Origin of the sequence: Streptomyces sp. NBC_00086, assembly GCF_026343255.1 — a bacterium.
Classification (GTDB): Bacteria; Actinomycetota; Actinomycetes; order Streptomycetales; family Streptomycetaceae; genus Streptomyces.
Genome location: NZ_JAPELZ010000001.1, coordinates 2,420,333 through 2,436,538, shown reverse-complemented (window position 1 = coordinate 2,436,538; position 16,206 = coordinate 2,420,333). Strand labels below are relative to the sequence as shown.

Below are 16,206 nucleotides of genomic sequence, written 5' to 3'. Positions count from 1 at the left end.
ACCTACCTACCGCCAGGCGGCCAGCGCCTCCGGGTTTCGGGGGCCGGGGGAGTCCGGAGCGAGCAGGCCGTGGGCCCGCAGGACGGCCGTGACCGCCGGGGACCAGGCCGGGCGCAGCCCCGCCGAGGTGAGCAGGTCCGGGTCGGACAGGAGCGCCTCGGCCGGGCCGAAGCGGATGCCGGACGGGGTCAGGACCGCCGCGTCGTCGGCCCAGCGGACCGCCAGGTCCACGTCGTGGGTGGCCATCACCACCGTCGTGCCGGCGGCGCGCAGGCCCGCGAGGACGTCGAGGAGCCGCTCCTGGCCGTCCGGGTCCAGGCCGGCCGTCGGCTCGTCCAGGATCAGTACGCGCGGAGCCATCGCCACCGCCCCCGCGATCGCCGCGCGCTTGCGCTGGCCGTAGGAGAGCAGGTGCGTGGGGCGGTCCCGGACGTGCGTGATGTCGAGTGCGGCGAGGGCCGAGTCCACGCGGGCACGGACCTCCGGAGCGGGGAGTCCCAGGTTCATCGGGCCGAAGGACACGTCCTGTTCCACCGAGGCCGCGAACAGCTGGTCGTCGGGGTCCTGCACCACCAGCTGGACGGACGTGCGCAGCCGGGTCAGTCCGGCCCGGCCGTACGAGACCTCCGTGCCGTCCAGCCGCAGCGATCCCGCGCCGGGCCGCAGGCCGCCGCTCAGCAGCCGCATCAGCGTGGTCTTGCCGCTGCCGTTGCGGCCCAGCAGGGCTAGCGCCCGGCCCGGCGCGATGGCGAAGTCGACGCCGGTCAGCACCGCCGGGCCGTCCTCGTAGGCGTAGCCCGCGCCGGACAGCTCCACCACCGCGTTCGGTGACGGGTCCGGCGACGGGTTCGGCGACGCGTTCACAGGGAGAGCCCCTTCAGGGTGAGGGTCAGGGTGATCAGGGCCGCCAGCAGCCCTGCGGTGGCCGCCAGGAAGCGCCACGACAGGGCCGCCTCCGGTACGAGGACCCGCAGCGCGCCGTCGTAGCCGCGTCCGGCCAGCCCCGCCTGGAGCTTGGCCGCGCGGTCGAAGGCCCGTACGAAGGAGGTGGCGGCGAGCCCCGCCAGGGAGCGCCACACCGCCGCCCGGCCGGTGTGACCGAGCCGGGCCGCCTGGGCCCGGCGGACCTGGGCCATGGAGTCGAGCAGCAGGAAGCCGATCCGGTACATGACCAGGGCCACGTCCACCACCGGGGCCGGCACCCCGGCCCGGACCAGTCGGGGCAGTACGTCGGAGACCGGGGTGGTGAAGGCGAACAGCAGCAGCCCGAGCGAGGCCGCCGAGGTGCGCAGCAGCAGTTCGGCGGCGAGCCGCGGGCCGTCGGGGGCCAGGGACACCGGCCCCGCCGGGCCGCCGACCGCGAACAGCAGCGGCAGCGCCCCGGTGAAGCAGAAGCCGAGCGGGATCCGGAAGGCCCGCCAGAGCTGCCGGCCGGCCACCCCGGCCGGGCCGAGCAGCACGACGAGGGTGGCGGCGGCCACCAGCGGCCCGCCCGGCCAGGGCGGCAGGCACACGGCGGTGACGGTCAGCCCGATCCCGAGCAGTGCCTTCTCCAGCGGGTGCCGGCCGCGCCAGCGACTGCCGTGCGCGGCCACGTCGATCGGCAGCACCGCCTAGGCCTCCGGGGCGGTGGCGGCTGCGGCGGCGGCCGCTCCCTGGCGGCGGCCCTTGCGGACGCCGAAGTAGTACGCGAGCACGCCCGCGCCCAGCGCCGCCTGCAAGGCGAACAGCGCGGACTCGATCTCGGCCGAGGGGGGCTCGTACAGAGGGGAGAACCAGGGCTCGTAATCCGGCTTCAGCTCGGTGATCGCCGTCTCCGCCTGAGCGTCGGCGCCCGCGAAGGGCTCCTCCTTGCCCTCGCCCAGCCCCAGGGCGATCGGCAGCACGGCCAGCGCCGCCACCAGGAGCAGCAGCAGGCTGTTGATCTTCGCGTTCTTGGACATCCCGCTCATCAGGCCGCCGCCTTCTCTTCGGTACGGGCGGAGGTCAGCTTCGCGACGCCCAGCCGGACCAGGTCCGACTTGCTCGACGCCATCAGCAGCCGCATCACCAGGACGGTCAGCAGCCCCTCGCTCACCGCCAGCGGTATCTGCGTGACCGCGAAGATCCCCCCGAACTTCGCGAGCGAGCCCGGGAATCCGGAGGCCGGGTCGGGGAAGGCCAGGGCGAGCTGCACGCTGGTGACGCAGTAGGTGACCAGGTCGGCGAAGAAGGCGCCGAAGAACACGGTCACCATCAGCGGGAGACCGGACTTCCGCAGCAGCCGGTAGACGGCGTAGCCCGCCCAGGGCCCGGCGATGGCCATGGAGAAGACGTTGGCGCCGAGGGTGGTGAGCCCGCCGTGTGCCAGCAGCAGCGCCTGGAAGAGCAGGGTGATCGTGCCGAGCACCGCCATGATCGGCGGCCGGAACAGGATCGCCCCGAGCCCGGTGCCCGTGGGGTGCGAGCAACTGCCCGTCACGGATGGGATCTTCAGGGCGGACAGTACGAAGGTGAAGGCTCCGGAGGCGCCGAGCAGCAGCGTGCTCTCCGGGTTGGCCTTCACCTCGCGGGTGAGCGCGCGGACGCCGTGGACGACGAAGGGGGCGGACGCGGCGCCCCAGGCGACCGCGTGCAAAGGGGGCAGGAACCCCTCGGCTATATGCATGAGTAGGGAGACCTCTCCAGCACCTCGTGGATGGACAACGCGCCCCGGCCGGTCTCCTGGCTCACGGGTTGACGTCCATGCTCCGCCTTCCCGGGCAGCGCGGAACCTCCCGCGCAGCCCAGTGGCTTTCCCGCAGGAGTGGAGCCGGACTTCCCGATCACAGTGGCGAGGGCCGCACCGGTTTCCCACCGGTTTCCCGAACACCAAGGCCCGCTGACCCTAGTCGGCCGCGCGGACCGGTAACAACCCGCCCCAATCGCGCCGGGCGGCGGCCGGATTCCGCTTGTGCGTCACACCATGTGTCGGCGTCGTCGCCGTCCGACTCAATGCCCCGGGCTGAAAAGGGAGTTCCGTAGGCCCGTGACCGCCGAGGACGGGCTGCCGCGCGTCGCCGCACTATTCCGGCCGCGTGTTCCACCCGGACGACCCGGACGGGTGCGGCCGGGTGGCGGGCCTGCCGGGCGCCGGTGAGGCTGGACGGGTGGCTACCGGAGGAGCGCGACGATGACTTACAACGCCATGTCTCACGACGACCTGCGTGCCGTGGTGATCAACTGCACCCTCAAGCGGTCGCCGGAACAGAGCCACACGCAGGGCCTGATCGACATCAGCACCGGCATCATGAAGCGCCAGGGTGTCCAGGTCGAGGTGCTCAGGGCAGTGGACCTCGACATCGCGACCGGCGTCTGGCCGGACATGACGGAGCACGGCTGGGAGACCGATGAGTGGCCGGTCATCTACTCGAAAGTCATGGCCGCAGACATCCTCACGCTGGCTGGGCCCGTATGGCTGGGTGACAACTCCTCGGTCATGAAGAAGGTGATCGAGCGCCTGTACGCCTGCTCGTCGATCCTCAACGAGCTCGGCCAGTACGCCTACTACGGTCGGGTGGGCGGGTGCCTGATCACCGGCAACGAGGACGGCGCCAAGCACTGCGCGATGAACGTCCTGTACAGCCTCCAGCACCTCGGATACGTCATTCCGCCGCAGGCGGACGCGGGCTGGGTCGGTGAGGCCGGCCCGGGCCCGTCGTACCTCGACCCCGGCTCCGGCGGGCCGGACAACGACTTCACGAACCGCAACACGACCTTCATGACCTGGAACCAGCTCCACCTGGCGAGGATGCTCAAGGACACCGGTGGCATCCCCGCCCACGGAAACCAGCGCTCCGAGTGGGACGCCGGCTGCCGGTTCGACTTCGAGAACCCCGAGCACCGTTGAGCTCGGGCCGCAAGGGACGCGGTCCAGGGCGTCAGATGAGGTCGCGGTGGCGGCCCACCTGGGTGGAGAAGAGGTAGAGCGGGGGCAGGAGGGCGGCGGCGCAGACGGTCCAGAGCGCGGTACGGGCGCCGAACTGGGTGGCGAGGAGGCCGGCGGTGAGCGCGCCGAGCGGCAGCGCGCCCCAGGAGACGAAGCGGACCGTGGCCATCACGCGGGACAGCAGTTCCGGGGGCGACTGCGTCTGCCGGTAGGTGCGGGTGGTGATCGAGCCGATGACGGTGCCGAAGGCGAAGCCGGCGTTGCCCAGGGCGAACCAGAACGCGTCCCCCGCCGACGTGGTCAGCGGGGCGAGCAGGAGCAGCGCGCCGCCGGCCAGGTCGGCCAGGATGATGCCCCGCGCGGTGCCGAGGCGCGTGGTCACGCGGACCGCGACGGCGGCGCCGGCGAGCGCGCCGACTCCGTCCATGGCGAGGACGAGACCGAGCTGCATGGAGTCGAGGCCGGCTCCGCGGACCAGGTAGAGGGGGGTGAGGGTGACGAGGGCCGCGTTGAGGAAGTTGGCGGCGGTCGCCCAGATCATGCAGGGGCGCATGACCGGGTGCTTGGTGACGTACCGCCATCCCGCGCGCATCAGCCGCAGCGCGCTCTCGCTGGTGCGGGGCACGGGGCGGCTCTCGGGGAGGGTGCGCAAGAGCACGGCGGAGGCCAGGTAGCTGGCGGCGTCCACGACGATCGCGCCGACCGGGCCCGTCGCACCGATCAGGACGCCGCCGAGGGAGGGGCCGCCGGTGTCGGTGACGGCGTGCGTGCCCGACATGACGCTGTTGCGGGCGGCCAGCTGCCGGGCCGGGACGACGGCGGGCAGGAAGGTCGAGTTGCCGATGTCGAACAGCACGGTCGCCGAGCCGGTGACGAGCGCCGCGAACACCAGGTGCGGATACGTGAGTGTGCCGATCCACCAGGCGAGCGGCAGTGATCCGAGCGCCGCGAACCGTACGAGGTCGAGCGTGACCTGGAGTCGGCGCAGCGGCACGCGCTGCGCGAGGACGCCCGCCGGAAGGCTGAGCAGCAGCCAGGAGACCTGCCCGGCGGCGGCGAGCAGGGCGACCTGGAAAGCGGTGGCGTCCAGAACGGTGAGGGCGACGAGCGGCAGGGCGAGGACGGTGACGGCGGTGCCCGCGCCGCTGACCGTGGCGGCGGCCCAGTAGCGCCAGAAGACGCCCGGCGACGAGGTCTCCCGTTCGTCGTCGCGTCGGTCGTGCTCGTGGATCACTTGTGTTCCGCTCATGCGGAGCCCACCCCCGGGTCTTGTTAGTCTCTTTTGGGAACTCACTCGCTCCAGGTGAGTTTCTATCCGGAACTGACCTCATGGCGCAAGATGGTCCCGACGAACGGCCGCCGTGCGCGCAGGAGGGGAGACGTGGTGATGAGGTCGATCCCCGAGCGGGACGCCGCCTGCGCGATCGCGCAAGCCGCGGCGGTGGTCGGCGACTGGTGGAGCCTGCTCCTGATCCGGGAGACCGCCCGAGGGCACCACAGGTTCGACGCGCTCCAGGAGGAGCTGGGCATCTCCCGGAAGGTGCTCGCCGAGCGCCTGGCGCACCTGGTGGAGACGGGGGTGCTGGAGAAGGTCCCGTACCAGGAGCGGCCGACGCGGCACGAGTACCGGCTGACCGAGAGCGGCCGGGGCCTGCTGCCGGTCCTGCTGTCGATGCAGGACTGGGCCGACCGCTGGCTCCTCGGCGACGGCTCTCTCAGCGGCACCGCCGGCGAGACGAGCGCGTCGGCGCGGCGCGTCGCGGACCTGACGGGCCTGCGGCTGCCGCGCCTGCGGCTGCCCGGTCACCGGGACGGCGCGCCGGTTGACCCGGTGGCCGACGCCGTGGCCACCGTCCTGTTCTGCTATCCGGCGACCGGGAGCCCCAGCCCCCTACCGGAGGGCTGGTCGCGCATCCCCGGCACCGTCGGCTGCACACTGGAGAACCGGCTCTTCCGGGACGCCTACGAGGACTTCCGCGCCGCGGGCGCGGAGGTGCGCGGCGTCAGCACCCAACGCCCCGATGAACAGCGCGTGTTCGCGAACCAGGAGGGCATCCCCTTCACCCTCCTCTCCGACGTCGACCTCCGCCTCGCCGCCGCCCTGCGCCTGCCCACCTTTCGTGCCGGACAACTGCTGCGGCTGAAGCGGATCGTGCTGGTCATCGACCGCGACGGCACGGTGCGGCACGCGCGCTTTCCGGTGACGGACATCCCGGCAGCGGTGAACGAGGCGCTGGCCGAGGTGCGGCGCCTGGCCGTGGAGGACTGACATCGCGTCGCCGTGGGGTTCTGTCACGGGCGAGCGTCAGCCCTCGCTGTCAGCGGCCATCAGGGCGCCTGCCCGATGTGGGAGATCGTCAACGCGATCCTCTACCAGGGCCGGACCGGCCACCAGTGGGTCAGCGGGTGCCGGGCTTGTCCTCACCGGGCCGGCTCGCCCCAGACGCCAGAGCCGAATCTCGCCGCCGTATCGATCGTCCTCCGCCGAAACGGTCTAGCTCTGCTTCTTGGACTCCAGCCACTCCACATAGTTGTGCGAGGCATTGCTGCCCTGCTTCCCCGGCGAGATTTTCATGATCGCCTGGTTCTTCTCCGGGTTCCCGGTCAGGTACGCCTCGGTCAGGACGTACGGCAGGCCATCCACACGGAACCGGATGCTTCCGTCGGGGTAGGCGCTGACGCGAATCCTTCGGCCGTCGGGAAGCGTGACGTCTTCGGTGAAGTGCGCCTTGACGGGCTGATCGGCTATACAGACCTCCAGGTCATACAGGCTCAACGGGACAGTCAATCTACTACCAACACCCAACCATCCAAGGGCCGTTCGGTCAGTGAGCCTTCGTGCGGACGCATCTGGCCGCCCTGCTCAAGCGGTCCGGCGGGATGCCGGCGGACGGCAACCGGCGCTCCTTGTGGGATGCGGGCTGCCGCTTCGGCTTCCCGAATCCCGAGCACCGGTAGGCCCCCGGCCCGGCCTCCCGCCGGCGGGTGCTCAGCAGACGTTCGGGTGCGCGATGTCCAGGACGAAGCGCTCCGGGGAGTGCAGCTTGGACGAGGTGTAGGCGGGCTTGGTGTCGAAGGCGGCGCCGAAGGTGACGTACCCCTCGTAGTCGCCGGTCAGGGCGAGGCCCTTTAGCTTGGGCAGGTAGATCTTGAGGAGCTTGGGCCCGCGGTAGACGTTGTTGCCCGCGTCGTCGTGTCCGGCGGCGGGGTGCAGGCGGATCTCCAGGAAGTACCGCCCGGCCAGCGGGACGGGCTTGCCGGACCCGTCGTAGACCAGCTTCGGGACGGGGGTGACGGTGACCTCGGGTATGTAGCCCTGAAGGTCGATGACCACCCGGTCGTACGTGCAGTGACCGCCCCAGCGGGCATTGACGACGAGCGGAGTCTGGGTGGCTGTGGTGGTGGATGCGGCCGTGGTGGCTGCGGCGGAAGCCGGTGCGGCGAAGGCGAGCATGGCGGTGAGCAGTGCGCCCAACCCCAGTGCGGTGGCCTGCCGGCGGCGTGGACGGTTCATTGCGTCCCCTCGATTCCGAGAGACGGGGAACGGTGTCACCCGTGAAGACGCGTCCGCTGCGGTCGTGGTTGCACCAGGATCACCCGGTGTGCCGGGTCCCGCAGCGTGCCGCCGGATTCGCCCCGGTCAGCTGGGCAGGAGGGCGTTCAGCTCGGCGTCGAGGTCGTAGTGCCGCTGTTCCTGGCCGCGCGGCACCAGCTCGGTCATCCGGCGGCACAGCGCCTGTACGTCCTTGGCCCGGGCGGACACCACGCACGACTGCTCGCCGTTGCTGAAGGCGAGGAAGACCCGAGGCTCGGTGCCCTCCCAGCGCGGCCACACCTGGATGTCGCCCTCGCCGGTGGCGCAGATCTGGCCGTCGAGCAGCAGTTCCCGGGAGAAGACCCAGTGCGCGAGGTGCATCCCGGCACCCTCGAAGTCGAGGGAGATCTCGTACGGCCGCTCGGTGCGGTACGCGAAGACGCCCCGCACCGGGACGGGCGCGGGCGCGGCCTCCAGCCGCAGCGGGAGGACGCGGTGTTCGGAGCCGGTCATGCGGGCGCCTCTCTCTCGGGGTGGGTCTCGCCGGCGCACGCGTCGCGACATGCCCACTCGGGCAAGCTAGCCCACCCCCGGGCCCCCCTTCCGCGGCCAAAGGTCCCGTCCGGCCGGGCCCCTCGGCCCGACTTCGCCCGACGCGCCGAGCCCCGCCCTCCGGGGGGAGGGCGGGGCTCGGCGGACGTGCGTGACCGGGGCGGGGGCCCCGGGCGGAACCAGCGGAACTACGGGAGCGGGTTGTAGATGAAGGACTCGTGCGCGTTGGACTGGCCGATCGCGGTGAAGCCCGAACCGTTGGCCTGGGCACCGTTGTTCTGGTTCGAGGCGCCGAAGCCCGAGGCGACCTGCTGGGCGGTGGAGGAGTTGCCGAGGTTGCTGCCGCCCACCCCGCTGCCGAGGACGCCGGCGAGGGCCGCGTTCGACGCGGTCCCGGCCGCACCGGCCCCGTTGTCGGCCTGGGCGACGCCCGAGAGGAGCGCGAAGGCGAGGGGGAGCGATGCGGCGGCCGCCATCACGCGGATGCTGCGGGTGCTTGCCATGTTTCAAGTCCTCCAGTTAAGCAAAACGGCTGTGGTCCAAGACGGTTGGCCGAACCGCCGGGGGTGTGGACGCGACGTCGTGTGCCCACCCTGGCGCACTTGATCATCAAGAAACCAGCCCAGACTGCCTTGTTCCCCCTCAAGCGTGATCAACTCACCGCCAAACCTCACATCCCACCCAATCTCGAACGAAGTTACTGGCGTAACCCGCCTGTCCGGCAGGGGAAACGACGAAGGCCCCGACGCCAAGCGTCGGGGCCCGAATCGTTCAGCTGGTGCCGGTCAGCATTCGATGACGTTGACCGCGAGGCCGCCGCGGGCGGTCTCCTTGTATTTGACCTTCATGTCGGCGCCCGTCTCCTTCATGGTCTTGATGACCTTGTCGAGGGAGACCTTGTGGGAGCCGTCGCCGCGCATCGCCATCTTGGCCGCGGTGACGGCCTTGACCGCCGCCATGCCGTTGCGCTCGATGCAGGGGATCTGGACGAGGCCGCCGACCGGGTCGCAGGTGAGGCCGAGGTTGTGCTCCATGCCGATCTCGGCCGCGTTCTCGACCTGCTCCGGGGTGCCGCCCAGGACCTCGGCCAGTGCTCCGGCCGCCATCGAGCAGGCCGAGCCGACCTCGCCCTGGCAGCCGACCTCGGCGCCGGAGATCGAGGCGTTCTCCTTGAAGAGCATGCCGATCGCGCCCGCGGCGAGGAGGAAGCGGACCACGCCGTCCTCGTCGGCGCCCGGCACGAAGTTCATGTAGTAGTGCAGGACCGCCGGCAGGACGCCCGCAGCGCCGTTCGTCGGAGCGGTGACGACCCGGCCGCCGGCCGCGTTCTCCTCGTTGACCGCCATCGCGTAGATGGTCGCCCACTCGCTGCGGTGCATCATCGGGTCGCCCTCGGTGCGCAGCTGGCGCGCCGTGGAGGCGGCCCGGCGCTTGACCCGCAGGCCGCCGGGGAGGATGCCCTCGCGGGACATGCCGCGCGCGACGCAGGACTGCATGACGCGCCAGATCTCCAGCAGGCCCTCGCGGATCTCGTCCTCGGTGCGCCAGGCCTTCTCGTTCTCCAGCATCATCGAGGAGATCGACAGGCCGGTCTCGTTCGCGAGACGGAGCATCTCGTCACCGCTGCGGAAGGGGTACTTCAGCGGGGTGTCGTCGAGCTTGATCCGGTCCTCGCCGACCGCGTCCTCGTCCACGACGAACCCGCCGCCGACCGAGTAGTAGGTCTTCTCCAGCAGCGGGGTGCCCGCCTCGTCGTACGCGAAGAGCGTCATGCCGTTCGCGTGGTACGGGAGCGAGCGCCGGCGGTGCAGGATCAGCTGGTTCGGCTCGTCGAAGTCGATCTCGTGGCCGTCACCTATTTCCGTGCCCAGCAGGCGCAGGCGGCCCGTCTGGCGGATGCGCTCGACCTCGGCGTCGGCGGTCTCCACGTTCACGGTGCGGGGGGAGTGGCCCTCCAGGCCCAGCAGGACCGCCTTGGGGGTGCCGTGGCCGTGCCCGGTGGCACCGAGCGAGCCGAAGAGCTCGGCGCGGACCGAGGCGGTCTGGGCGAGGACGCCGTCCTTCTTGAGCCTGGTCACGAACATGCGCGCGGCGCGCATCGGTCCGACGGTGTGGGAGGAAGAGGGACCGATGCCGATCGAGAAGAGATCGAAGACGGAGATGGCCACGGTTGCGGACTCCTATGTCTGCTCGTGGGTGGGAAGCGTGGGCAGGAGGGGCTGATCGGGTTGATCGGGGACGATCTGCGGATTTTGTCCGGCAGCCGAGCTTAACGCGGTGAGGTGAACAGCTCGGCCGCCGGACGGGTCGGGAGGGGGATGCTCAGGCGTGGCTCAGCTCGCGCTCCGGTGCGTCGGCCGCGTCGGCCTCCCCGGCGGGGGCGTCCAGGACCGGGTCCGGGCCCGGCAGGCCCGCGTAGTGGGCCTTGACCCCGGACCGTACGGCCCAGAAGTAGAAGCCCAGGGCGGAGACGGCCACGATCGCGATGTCCACGCCGCCGGGGATGAACCCGCTGCCGCCGAACTCGCTGCTGCCGAGCGCCGACAGGGTGCCCAGCCACAGGAGGAAGGCGATCATCCACCAGGCCGGGGCGAACTGCCCGGCCAGGTTCTTCTCGCCCTTGCGCTTGAGCACGACGGCCGCGATGGGGGCGGCGACCAGGGTGAGCAGCACCACCTTGCCGGTGTCCGGCCACTTGGACCAGTACAGGGCGCAGGCGGCGAAGGCGAAGGTGATCGGGCAGAGGATGCTCGCCGCCGGCAGGCGGAAGGGGCGCGGCAGCTCGGGCTTGGTCTTGCGGAAGACGCCGACCGCGATCGGGCCGATCAGGTACGAGACCACCATCGCGGCGGAGACCACGCTGGCCAGGGCCTCCCAGCTGTGACCGACGGTGACCAGCAGCAGGACCGAGAAGCCGAGGTTCAGCCACATCGCGGGACGCGCGGTGCCGTACTTCGGGTGGACCTCGCGGATCTTCTTCGGGAAGAAGCCGGTGTCCGCGAGGTTCTGCGCCATGTACGAGGCGGAGGCGACGTTGCCGATGTTGGCGCCGGACGGGGAGATGAAGGCACCGAACTGGAGCATCGTGACGACCCAGTGCAGCATCAGCATCTTGGCGAGGTCGGCGAACGGCGAGGAGAAGTTGATGCCGCTCCAGCCGCCGGCCTCGGCCAGCTTCTCCGGCGGCACACCGCCGATGAAGGCGATCTGCAGGGCCAGGTAGATGACCAGGCCGAGCGAGAGCGCGCCGACCAGGGCCAGCGGAATGGCGCGGCCCGGGTTCTTGGCGGCGCCGCCGAGGTTGACGACGGCCTGGAAGCCGTTGAAGGCGAAGACCACGCCGGAGGTGGTGACGGCGGTCATGACCGCGGACCAGCCGTTGGGCGCGAAGCCGCCGTGGTCGGTGAAGTTGCCGGTGTGGAAGCCGGAGGCGATCAGGGCGATCACGGCGAGCACCGGGATGGCGAACTTGACCAGGGTGAGGAGGTTGTTCGCCTTGGCGAGCAGCGCGACCGACCAGTAGCAGGCCAGCCACAGCGCGACCGTCAGGAACAGCGCCATCGCCATGCCGGAGGTGGTCAGGCCGCCGTTCTCGACCAGGCCCTTGGCCCAGCCGAAGTTCCAGGAGGACATGTACTGCGTACCGGCGATGGACTCGATCGGGATCAGCGCGGCGATGGCGATCCAGACCGCCCAGCCGGTGATGAAGCCCAGCACCGGCCCGTGCGAGATGGTGCCGAAGCGGGCCATCGAGCCGGGCAGCGGGTAGGCCGCGCCCACTTCCGCGTAGGACATGGCGATCATGCCGATGAAGACGGCACCGATGACCCAGGCGATGATCGCCGCGGGCCCCGCGACCGCGGCCGCCTGGCCCGCCCCGAAGAGCCACCCCGATCCGAAGATCGAGCCGAGGCCGATCATGATCAGGGCGAAGAGACTGAGTCCCTTCTTGTTCGCTGCGCTCATGTCCATGGGGTGTGCTGTCCGTCCTGCCAGGGGGTGCGGTCGATCCTTTATTTGGAGCCTATTTGCCATTTATTGGAAGAATCAGCGGCAATAGGTCGCATCCGCCTGGGGCTTTGGTCATGAAAGGGGCCCGGCCCTGTGCACAACAAGGCCGGGCCCTCTCAACCCGGTGCCTAGAGCGTCGGGTACAGCGGGAACTTCGCGGCGAGCGCCGAGACGCGCGCCTTCAGGTCCTCGGCGTCGTAGGCGGGCTTCAGCGCCTGCGCGATGATCTCGGCGACCTCGGTGAAGGCCTCGGCGTCGAAACCGCGGGTGGCCAGCGCCGGCGTACCGATCCGCAGACCCGAGGTGACCATCGGCGGCCGCGGGTCGTTCGGGATGGCGTTGCGGTTGACCGTGATGCCGACCTCGTGGAGGCGGTCCTCGGCCTGCTGGCCGTCCAGCTCGGAGTTGCGCAGGTCGACCAGGACCAGGTGCACGTCGGTGCCGCCGGTGAGGACGTCCACGCCCACGGCCTTGACGTCGTCCTGGACCAGGCGGGCGGCGAGGATCTTCGCGCCCTCCAGGGTGCGCTCCTGGCGCTCCTTGAACTCGGGCGAGGCCGCGACCAGGAAGGAGACGGCCTTGGCCGCGATCACGTGCTCCAGCGGGCCGCCCTGCTGACCCGGGAAGACCGCGGAGTTGATCTTCTTGGCCAGCTCCTGCGTCGACAGGATGACACCGCCGCGCGGACCGCCGAGGGTCTTGTGCGTGGTGGTGGTGACGACGTGGGCGTGCGGGACCGGGTTCGGGTGCAGACCCGCGGCGACCAGGCCGGCGAAGTGCGCCATGTCGACCATCAGGTACGCGCCGACCTCGTCCGCGATGCGGCGGAAGGCGGCGAAGTCCAGCTGGCGCGGGTAGGCGGACCAGCCCGCGACGATCAGCTGCGGCTTGGACTCCTTGGCGAGGCGCTCGACCTCGGCCATGTCGACCTCGCCGGTCTCGTCGACGTGGTACGGGACCACGTTGTAGAGCTTGCCGGAGAAGTTGATCTTCATGCCGTGGGTCAGGTGACCGCCGTGGGCCAGGTTCAGGCCCATGATCGTGTCGCCCGGCTTGATCAGGGCGAACATCGCGGCCGCGTTGGCCTGCGCGCCCGAGTGGGGCTGCACGTTCGCGGCCTCGGCGCCGAAGAGCGCCTTGATGCGGTCGATCGCGATCTGCTCGACCACGTCGACGTGCTCACAGCCGCCGTAGTAGCGGCGGCCGGGGTAGCCCTCGGCGTACTTGTTGGTCAGGACCGAGCCCTGGGCCTCCATGACGGCGACCGGAGCGAAGTTCTCCGACGCGATCATTTCCAGGGTGGACTGCTGGCGCACGAGTTCGGCGTCGACGGCGGCGGCGACGTCCGGGTCGAGCTCGTGGAGGGGCGTGTTCAGTACAGACATCAGGGTTCCCTGGGTCAGTTGCCGGAGGTGAGCTTGGCGTACTCGTCGACGGAGAGCAGGTCGGCCGGCTCCTCCGTGACGCGCACCTTGAAGAGCCAGCCACCCTCGAACGGGGCCGAGTTCACCAGGGCAGGGTCGTCGATGACGTCCTGGTTGGACTCGACGATCTCGCCGGTGACGGGGGAGTACAGGTCGCTGACCGACTTGGTCGACTCCAGCTCGCCGCAGGTCTCGCCCGCGGTCACCGTGTCACCCACCTCGGGAAGCTGGGCGTAGACGACATCACCGAGCGCGTTGGCCGCGAACTCCGTGATGCCGACCGTCGAGACGCCGTCCTCGGCGACCGACAGCCACTCGTGCTCCTTGCTGTAACGCAGCTGCTGGGGGTTGCTCATGACCTGATTCTCCTGGATGCGGGGGAGTGGATACGAACGGTGGTCGTGCGGGACCGGCGCGAAGCGCCGACCAGCGGTGACGCGCGGTGCGGTGCGGTACGGGGCTACTTCTGCCGCTTGTAGAACGGCAGGGCCACGACCTCGTACGCCTCATGCGTACCGCGAATGTCCACGCCGACGCCGGAGGTGCCGGGCGCGGCGTGCGCCGCGTCCACATAGGCCATCGCGATCGGCTTGCCCAGCGTCGGGGACGGGGCGCCCGAGGTGACCTCGCCGACGACCTGCCCGTCGAAGGTCACGGAGAAGCCGGCGCGCGGAACGCGGCGGCCCTCGGCGATCAGGCCGACCAGCTTGCGCGGCGGGTTCGAGGCGGCGCGCTCGGCGGCGGCCTCCAGGGCGGCGCGGCCGACGAAGTCGCCCTCCTTCTCGAACTTCACGACCCGGCCCAGACCCGCGTCGAACGGGGTGAGGGAGGTGGTCAGCTCGTGCCCGTACAGCGGCATGCCCGCTTCCAGGCGCAGGGTGTCGCGGCAGGACAGGCCGGCCGGGACCAGGCCGACGCCCTCGCCCGCCTTGGTCAGCGCCTGCCACAGCTCCACGGCGTGCTCGGGGGCGACGAACAGCTCGAAGCCGTCCTCGCCGGTGTAGCCGGTGCGCGCGATCAGCGCGGGCACCCCGGCGACCGTGCCGGGCAGGCCGGCGTAGTACTTCAGCCCGTCCAGGTCGGCGTCGGTGAGCGAGGCGAGGATGCCCGGGGACTCCGGACCCTGCACCGCGAGCAGCGCGTACGCGTCGCGGTCGTCGCGGACCTCGGCGTCGAAGCCGGCGGCGCGCTCGGTGATCGCGTCCAGGACGACCTGGGCGTTGGAGGCGTTCGCGACGACCATGTACTCGGTCTCGCCCAGGCGGTAGACGATCAGGTCGTCGACGATGCCGCCGTCTTCCTGGCAGATGTGCGTGTAGCGGGCGCGGCCGACGCCGACGGTGGAGATGTTGCCCACCAGTGCGTAGTCCAGGACCTTGACGGCCTCGGGGCCGGTCAGGGTGATCTCGCCCATGTGGGAGAGGTCGAACAGACCGGCCTTGGTGCGGACGGCGTTGTGCTCGTCGCGCTCGCTGGCGTACCGCAGGGGCATGTCCCAGCCCGCGAAATCGGTCATGGTCGCACCGAGGGAACGGTGCAGCGCATCGAGGGCGGTCAGGCGGGGGGCAGTGCTCATGGGTGTGGCTCCCGGGTCCCAGGGCATGACATGACGAGGAGGAGTTCCTCCCCATCTGTCATCGGAACCTGAGAGGTTCGCCGAGAGTTCCCCGCTTCCAGGGGAAGGCCATCGACTTGCACCTTGGGTGGAGCCGTCGCCGGGACCCTTACGGGCGGTGGCGCGGCTCGCTTTTCAGATCTGCCTCATCCACGCGGTACGGGGCCTGAGAGATTCAAGGGAGGTACTTGCTCCTTCGGCGCCCGGGCACCGCCTTGCGGCGTGCCGGGACTCTCCCGCGCGGATTCAAGCGGCCGGTATGCAGTTAGGTGTCCAGATGGCGCACATCATTGCACGACGTGGGGCCGAATGGGGGAGGGGGTCCGCAAGCGGAGCGGGCCCGGAGCGGGTCCGGAGCGAAGCCGGAGCGGAACCGGAGACACCGGATTACCGTCTCTTTACACTCAGGGGGACCGGGTCCAGGCGACCCGTCGCGGGGGAGGCGAGCACTGTGCGGAGATTCGGAGTACTGGCGGCGACGAGCACCGGCACCGTCGAGGGCGCGGTGACCGGGGTGCCGACGCAGCGCGGCCTCGTACGCGATCCCGCGGCGGCCGGAGCGGCGGGGGAGCCCGGAGCGGTACGGGACCTGCGCGGGGCCGAGGGCCCGCGGCGGCTGCGCTTCGCCCAGGGGGACGTGGTGGTGGTCTCCGGACTGCCCGGCGGCGGCAAGAGCACCCTGATCAAGCGCGCCGCGGAGGGCGGCGGCATCGACTCCCAGGACGCCCGCGAGCGCTGGGAGCGCCGGATGCCGGCCGCCCTGCCCTACGCGGTGTACCGGCCGGCGGTCCGGATCGCGCACTACTGGGGCCTGTGGCGGGTGCTCCGCTCCGGGGCCCCGGCCGTCGTCCACGACTGCGGTACGCAGAGCTGGGTACGGGCGCTGCTGGCCTCGGCGGCCCGGCGGCGCGGCCGCGCGCTGCACCTGGTGCTGCTGGACACCACCCCCGAGGAAGCCAGGGCCGGGCAGGCGGCGCGGGGCCGGGGCGTATCGGCGTACGCCTTCGCCCGGCACCGGGGCGCGGTGACCCGGCTGCTGCGCGAGGCCGAGGCGGGCCGCCCGCCGGCCGGCTGCGCCTCGGTGACCCTGCTGGACCGCCCGGCGGCGTCCCGGCTGACGTCGATCGGCTTCCGCTAAGCGGCAGTGGGCCCCGGCACGGGC

General features: G+C 71.1%; 17 protein-coding genes, 1 pseudogene and 2 riboswitches. Of the genes and pseudogenes, 4 read left to right on the top strand and 14 right to left on the bottom strand.

The genetic code is table 11. From position 1 onward, the window contains the following. Window positions 1–6: 6 nt before the first annotated feature. From OG276_RS10625 to OG276_RS10610, 4 genes are read right to left on the bottom strand one after another with little or no spacing between them, the layout of a single operon-like run. Complete coding sequence (locus tag OG276_RS10625; protein WP_266904264.1) at window positions 7–864, bottom strand: energy-coupling factor ABC transporter ATP-binding protein; 858 nt, start codon at window positions 862–864, stop codon at window positions 7–9. Then, window positions 861–1,610 (bottom strand): cobalt ECF transporter T component CbiQ, encoded by a 750-nt coding sequence (gene cbiQ / locus OG276_RS10620; RefSeq protein ID WP_266904262.1) that lies wholly within the window; start codon window positions 1,608–1,610, stop codon window positions 861–863. The genes OG276_RS10625 and cbiQ overlap by 4 nt, the downstream gene beginning before the upstream one ends. 3 nt (window positions 1,611–1,613) lie before the next feature. Further along, window positions 1,614–1,943 (bottom strand): energy-coupling factor ABC transporter substrate-binding protein, encoded by a 330-nt coding sequence (locus tag OG276_RS10615; RefSeq protein ID WP_266912680.1) that lies wholly within the window; start codon window positions 1,941–1,943, stop codon window positions 1,614–1,616. Between the two features lie 8 nt (window positions 1,944–1,951). Continuing rightward, window positions 1,952–2,647 (bottom strand): energy-coupling factor ABC transporter permease, encoded by a 696-nt coding sequence (locus OG276_RS10610; protein ID WP_266904260.1) that lies wholly within the window; start codon window positions 2,645–2,647, stop codon window positions 1,952–1,954. A 28-nt stretch (window positions 2,648–2,675) separates the two neighbouring features. Further along, a riboswitch (cobalamin riboswitch) is annotated at window positions 2,676–2,870 on the bottom strand. Between the two features lie 281 nt (window positions 2,871–3,151). Here OG276_RS10610 and OG276_RS10605 point away from each other — a divergent pair. Next, window positions 3,152–3,868: a flavodoxin family protein gene (locus tag OG276_RS10605; protein WP_266904258.1), complete on the top strand. Its 717-nt coding sequence runs from the start codon at window positions 3,152–3,154 to the stop codon at window positions 3,866–3,868. Window positions 3,869–3,899: 31 nt separating this feature from the next. On the opposite strand, the gene OG276_RS10600 is transcribed toward OG276_RS10605, so the two are convergent. Further along, window positions 3,900–5,156: an MFS transporter gene (locus OG276_RS10600; protein WP_266904256.1), complete on the bottom strand. Its 1,257-nt coding sequence runs from the start codon at window positions 5,154–5,156 to the stop codon at window positions 3,900–3,902. 138 nt (window positions 5,157–5,294) lie between these two features. Here OG276_RS10600 and OG276_RS10595 point away from each other — a divergent pair, with 138 nt between their 5' ends. Further along, window positions 5,295–6,176 carry a winged helix-turn-helix transcriptional regulator gene (locus OG276_RS10595; RefSeq protein ID WP_266904254.1) on the top strand — a complete coding sequence of 294 codons (882 nt, stop codon included), beginning with the start codon at window positions 5,295–5,297 and terminating at the stop codon, window positions 6,174–6,176. A 225-nt stretch (window positions 6,177–6,401) separates the two neighbouring features. Here the strand turns inward: OG276_RS10595 and OG276_RS10590 are convergent, their stop codons facing one another. Further along, complete coding sequence (locus tag OG276_RS10590; RefSeq protein ID WP_266904252.1) at window positions 6,402–6,683, bottom strand: hypothetical protein; 282 nt, start codon at window positions 6,681–6,683, stop codon at window positions 6,402–6,404. Between the two features lie 71 nt (window positions 6,684–6,754). Between OG276_RS10590 and OG276_RS10585 the strand changes: the two are divergent. Beyond that, window positions 6,755–6,865 (top strand): annotated as a pseudogene (locus OG276_RS10585) (flavodoxin family protein); the annotation flags it as partial. A 31-nt stretch (window positions 6,866–6,896) separates the two neighbouring features. Here the strand turns inward: OG276_RS10585 and OG276_RS10580 are convergent. From OG276_RS10580 to gcvT, 8 genes are all read right to left on the bottom strand, one after another. Then, window positions 6,897–7,421 carry a hypothetical protein gene (locus OG276_RS10580; protein ID WP_266904250.1) on the bottom strand — a complete coding sequence of 175 codons (525 nt, stop codon included), beginning with the start codon at window positions 7,419–7,421 and terminating at the stop codon, window positions 6,897–6,899. A gap of 126 nt (window positions 7,422–7,547) precedes the next feature. Then, window positions 7,548–7,955 carry an SsgA family sporulation/cell division regulator gene (locus OG276_RS10575; RefSeq protein WP_266904248.1) on the bottom strand — a complete coding sequence of 136 codons (408 nt, stop codon included), beginning with the start codon at window positions 7,953–7,955 and terminating at the stop codon, window positions 7,548–7,550. 227 nt (window positions 7,956–8,182) lie between these two features. Next, window positions 8,183–8,497 carry a hypothetical protein gene (locus tag OG276_RS10570; protein ID WP_266904246.1) on the bottom strand — a complete coding sequence of 105 codons (315 nt, stop codon included), beginning with the start codon at window positions 8,495–8,497 and terminating at the stop codon, window positions 8,183–8,185. A 282-nt stretch (window positions 8,498–8,779) separates the two neighbouring features. After that, entirely contained in the window at window positions 8,780–10,162 is a 1,383-nt protein-coding gene (locus OG276_RS10565; protein ID WP_266904244.1) for an L-serine ammonia-lyase, read from the bottom strand. Between the two features lie 154 nt (window positions 10,163–10,316). Further along, window positions 10,317–11,966 (bottom strand): APC family permease, encoded by a 1,650-nt coding sequence (locus OG276_RS10560; RefSeq protein WP_266904242.1) that lies wholly within the window; start codon window positions 11,964–11,966, stop codon window positions 10,317–10,319. A gap of 167 nt (window positions 11,967–12,133) precedes the next feature. Further along, the gene (gene glyA, locus OG276_RS10555; protein WP_250746311.1) at window positions 12,134–13,390 is read right to left on the bottom strand and encodes a serine hydroxymethyltransferase; all 1,257 of its coding nucleotides are present in this window, start codon (window positions 13,388–13,390) and stop codon (window positions 12,134–12,136) included. Window positions 13,391–13,404: 14 nt separating this feature from the next. Continuing rightward, a complete protein-coding gene (gene gcvH, locus OG276_RS10550; protein WP_266904237.1) occupies window positions 13,405–13,785 on the bottom strand; it encodes a glycine cleavage system protein GcvH in 381 nt (126 codons plus the stop codon). A gap of 104 nt (window positions 13,786–13,889) precedes the next feature. Beyond that, on the bottom strand, window positions 13,890–15,005 hold the full coding sequence (gcvT, locus tag OG276_RS10545; RefSeq protein WP_266904235.1) for a glycine cleavage system aminomethyltransferase GcvT: 1,116 nt from the start codon (window positions 15,003–15,005) through the stop codon (window positions 13,890–13,892). A gap of 184 nt (window positions 15,006–15,189) precedes the next feature. Continuing rightward, window positions 15,190–15,293: riboswitch (glycine riboswitch) on the bottom strand. Window positions 15,294–15,495: 202 nt separating this feature from the next. Here gcvT and OG276_RS10540 point away from each other — a divergent pair. Then, on the top strand, window positions 15,496–16,182 hold the full coding sequence (locus OG276_RS10540; RefSeq protein WP_266904233.1) for an AAA family ATPase: 687 nt from the start codon (window positions 15,496–15,498) through the stop codon (window positions 16,180–16,182). The last annotated feature ends 24 nt before the right edge of the window (window positions 16,183–16,206 follow it).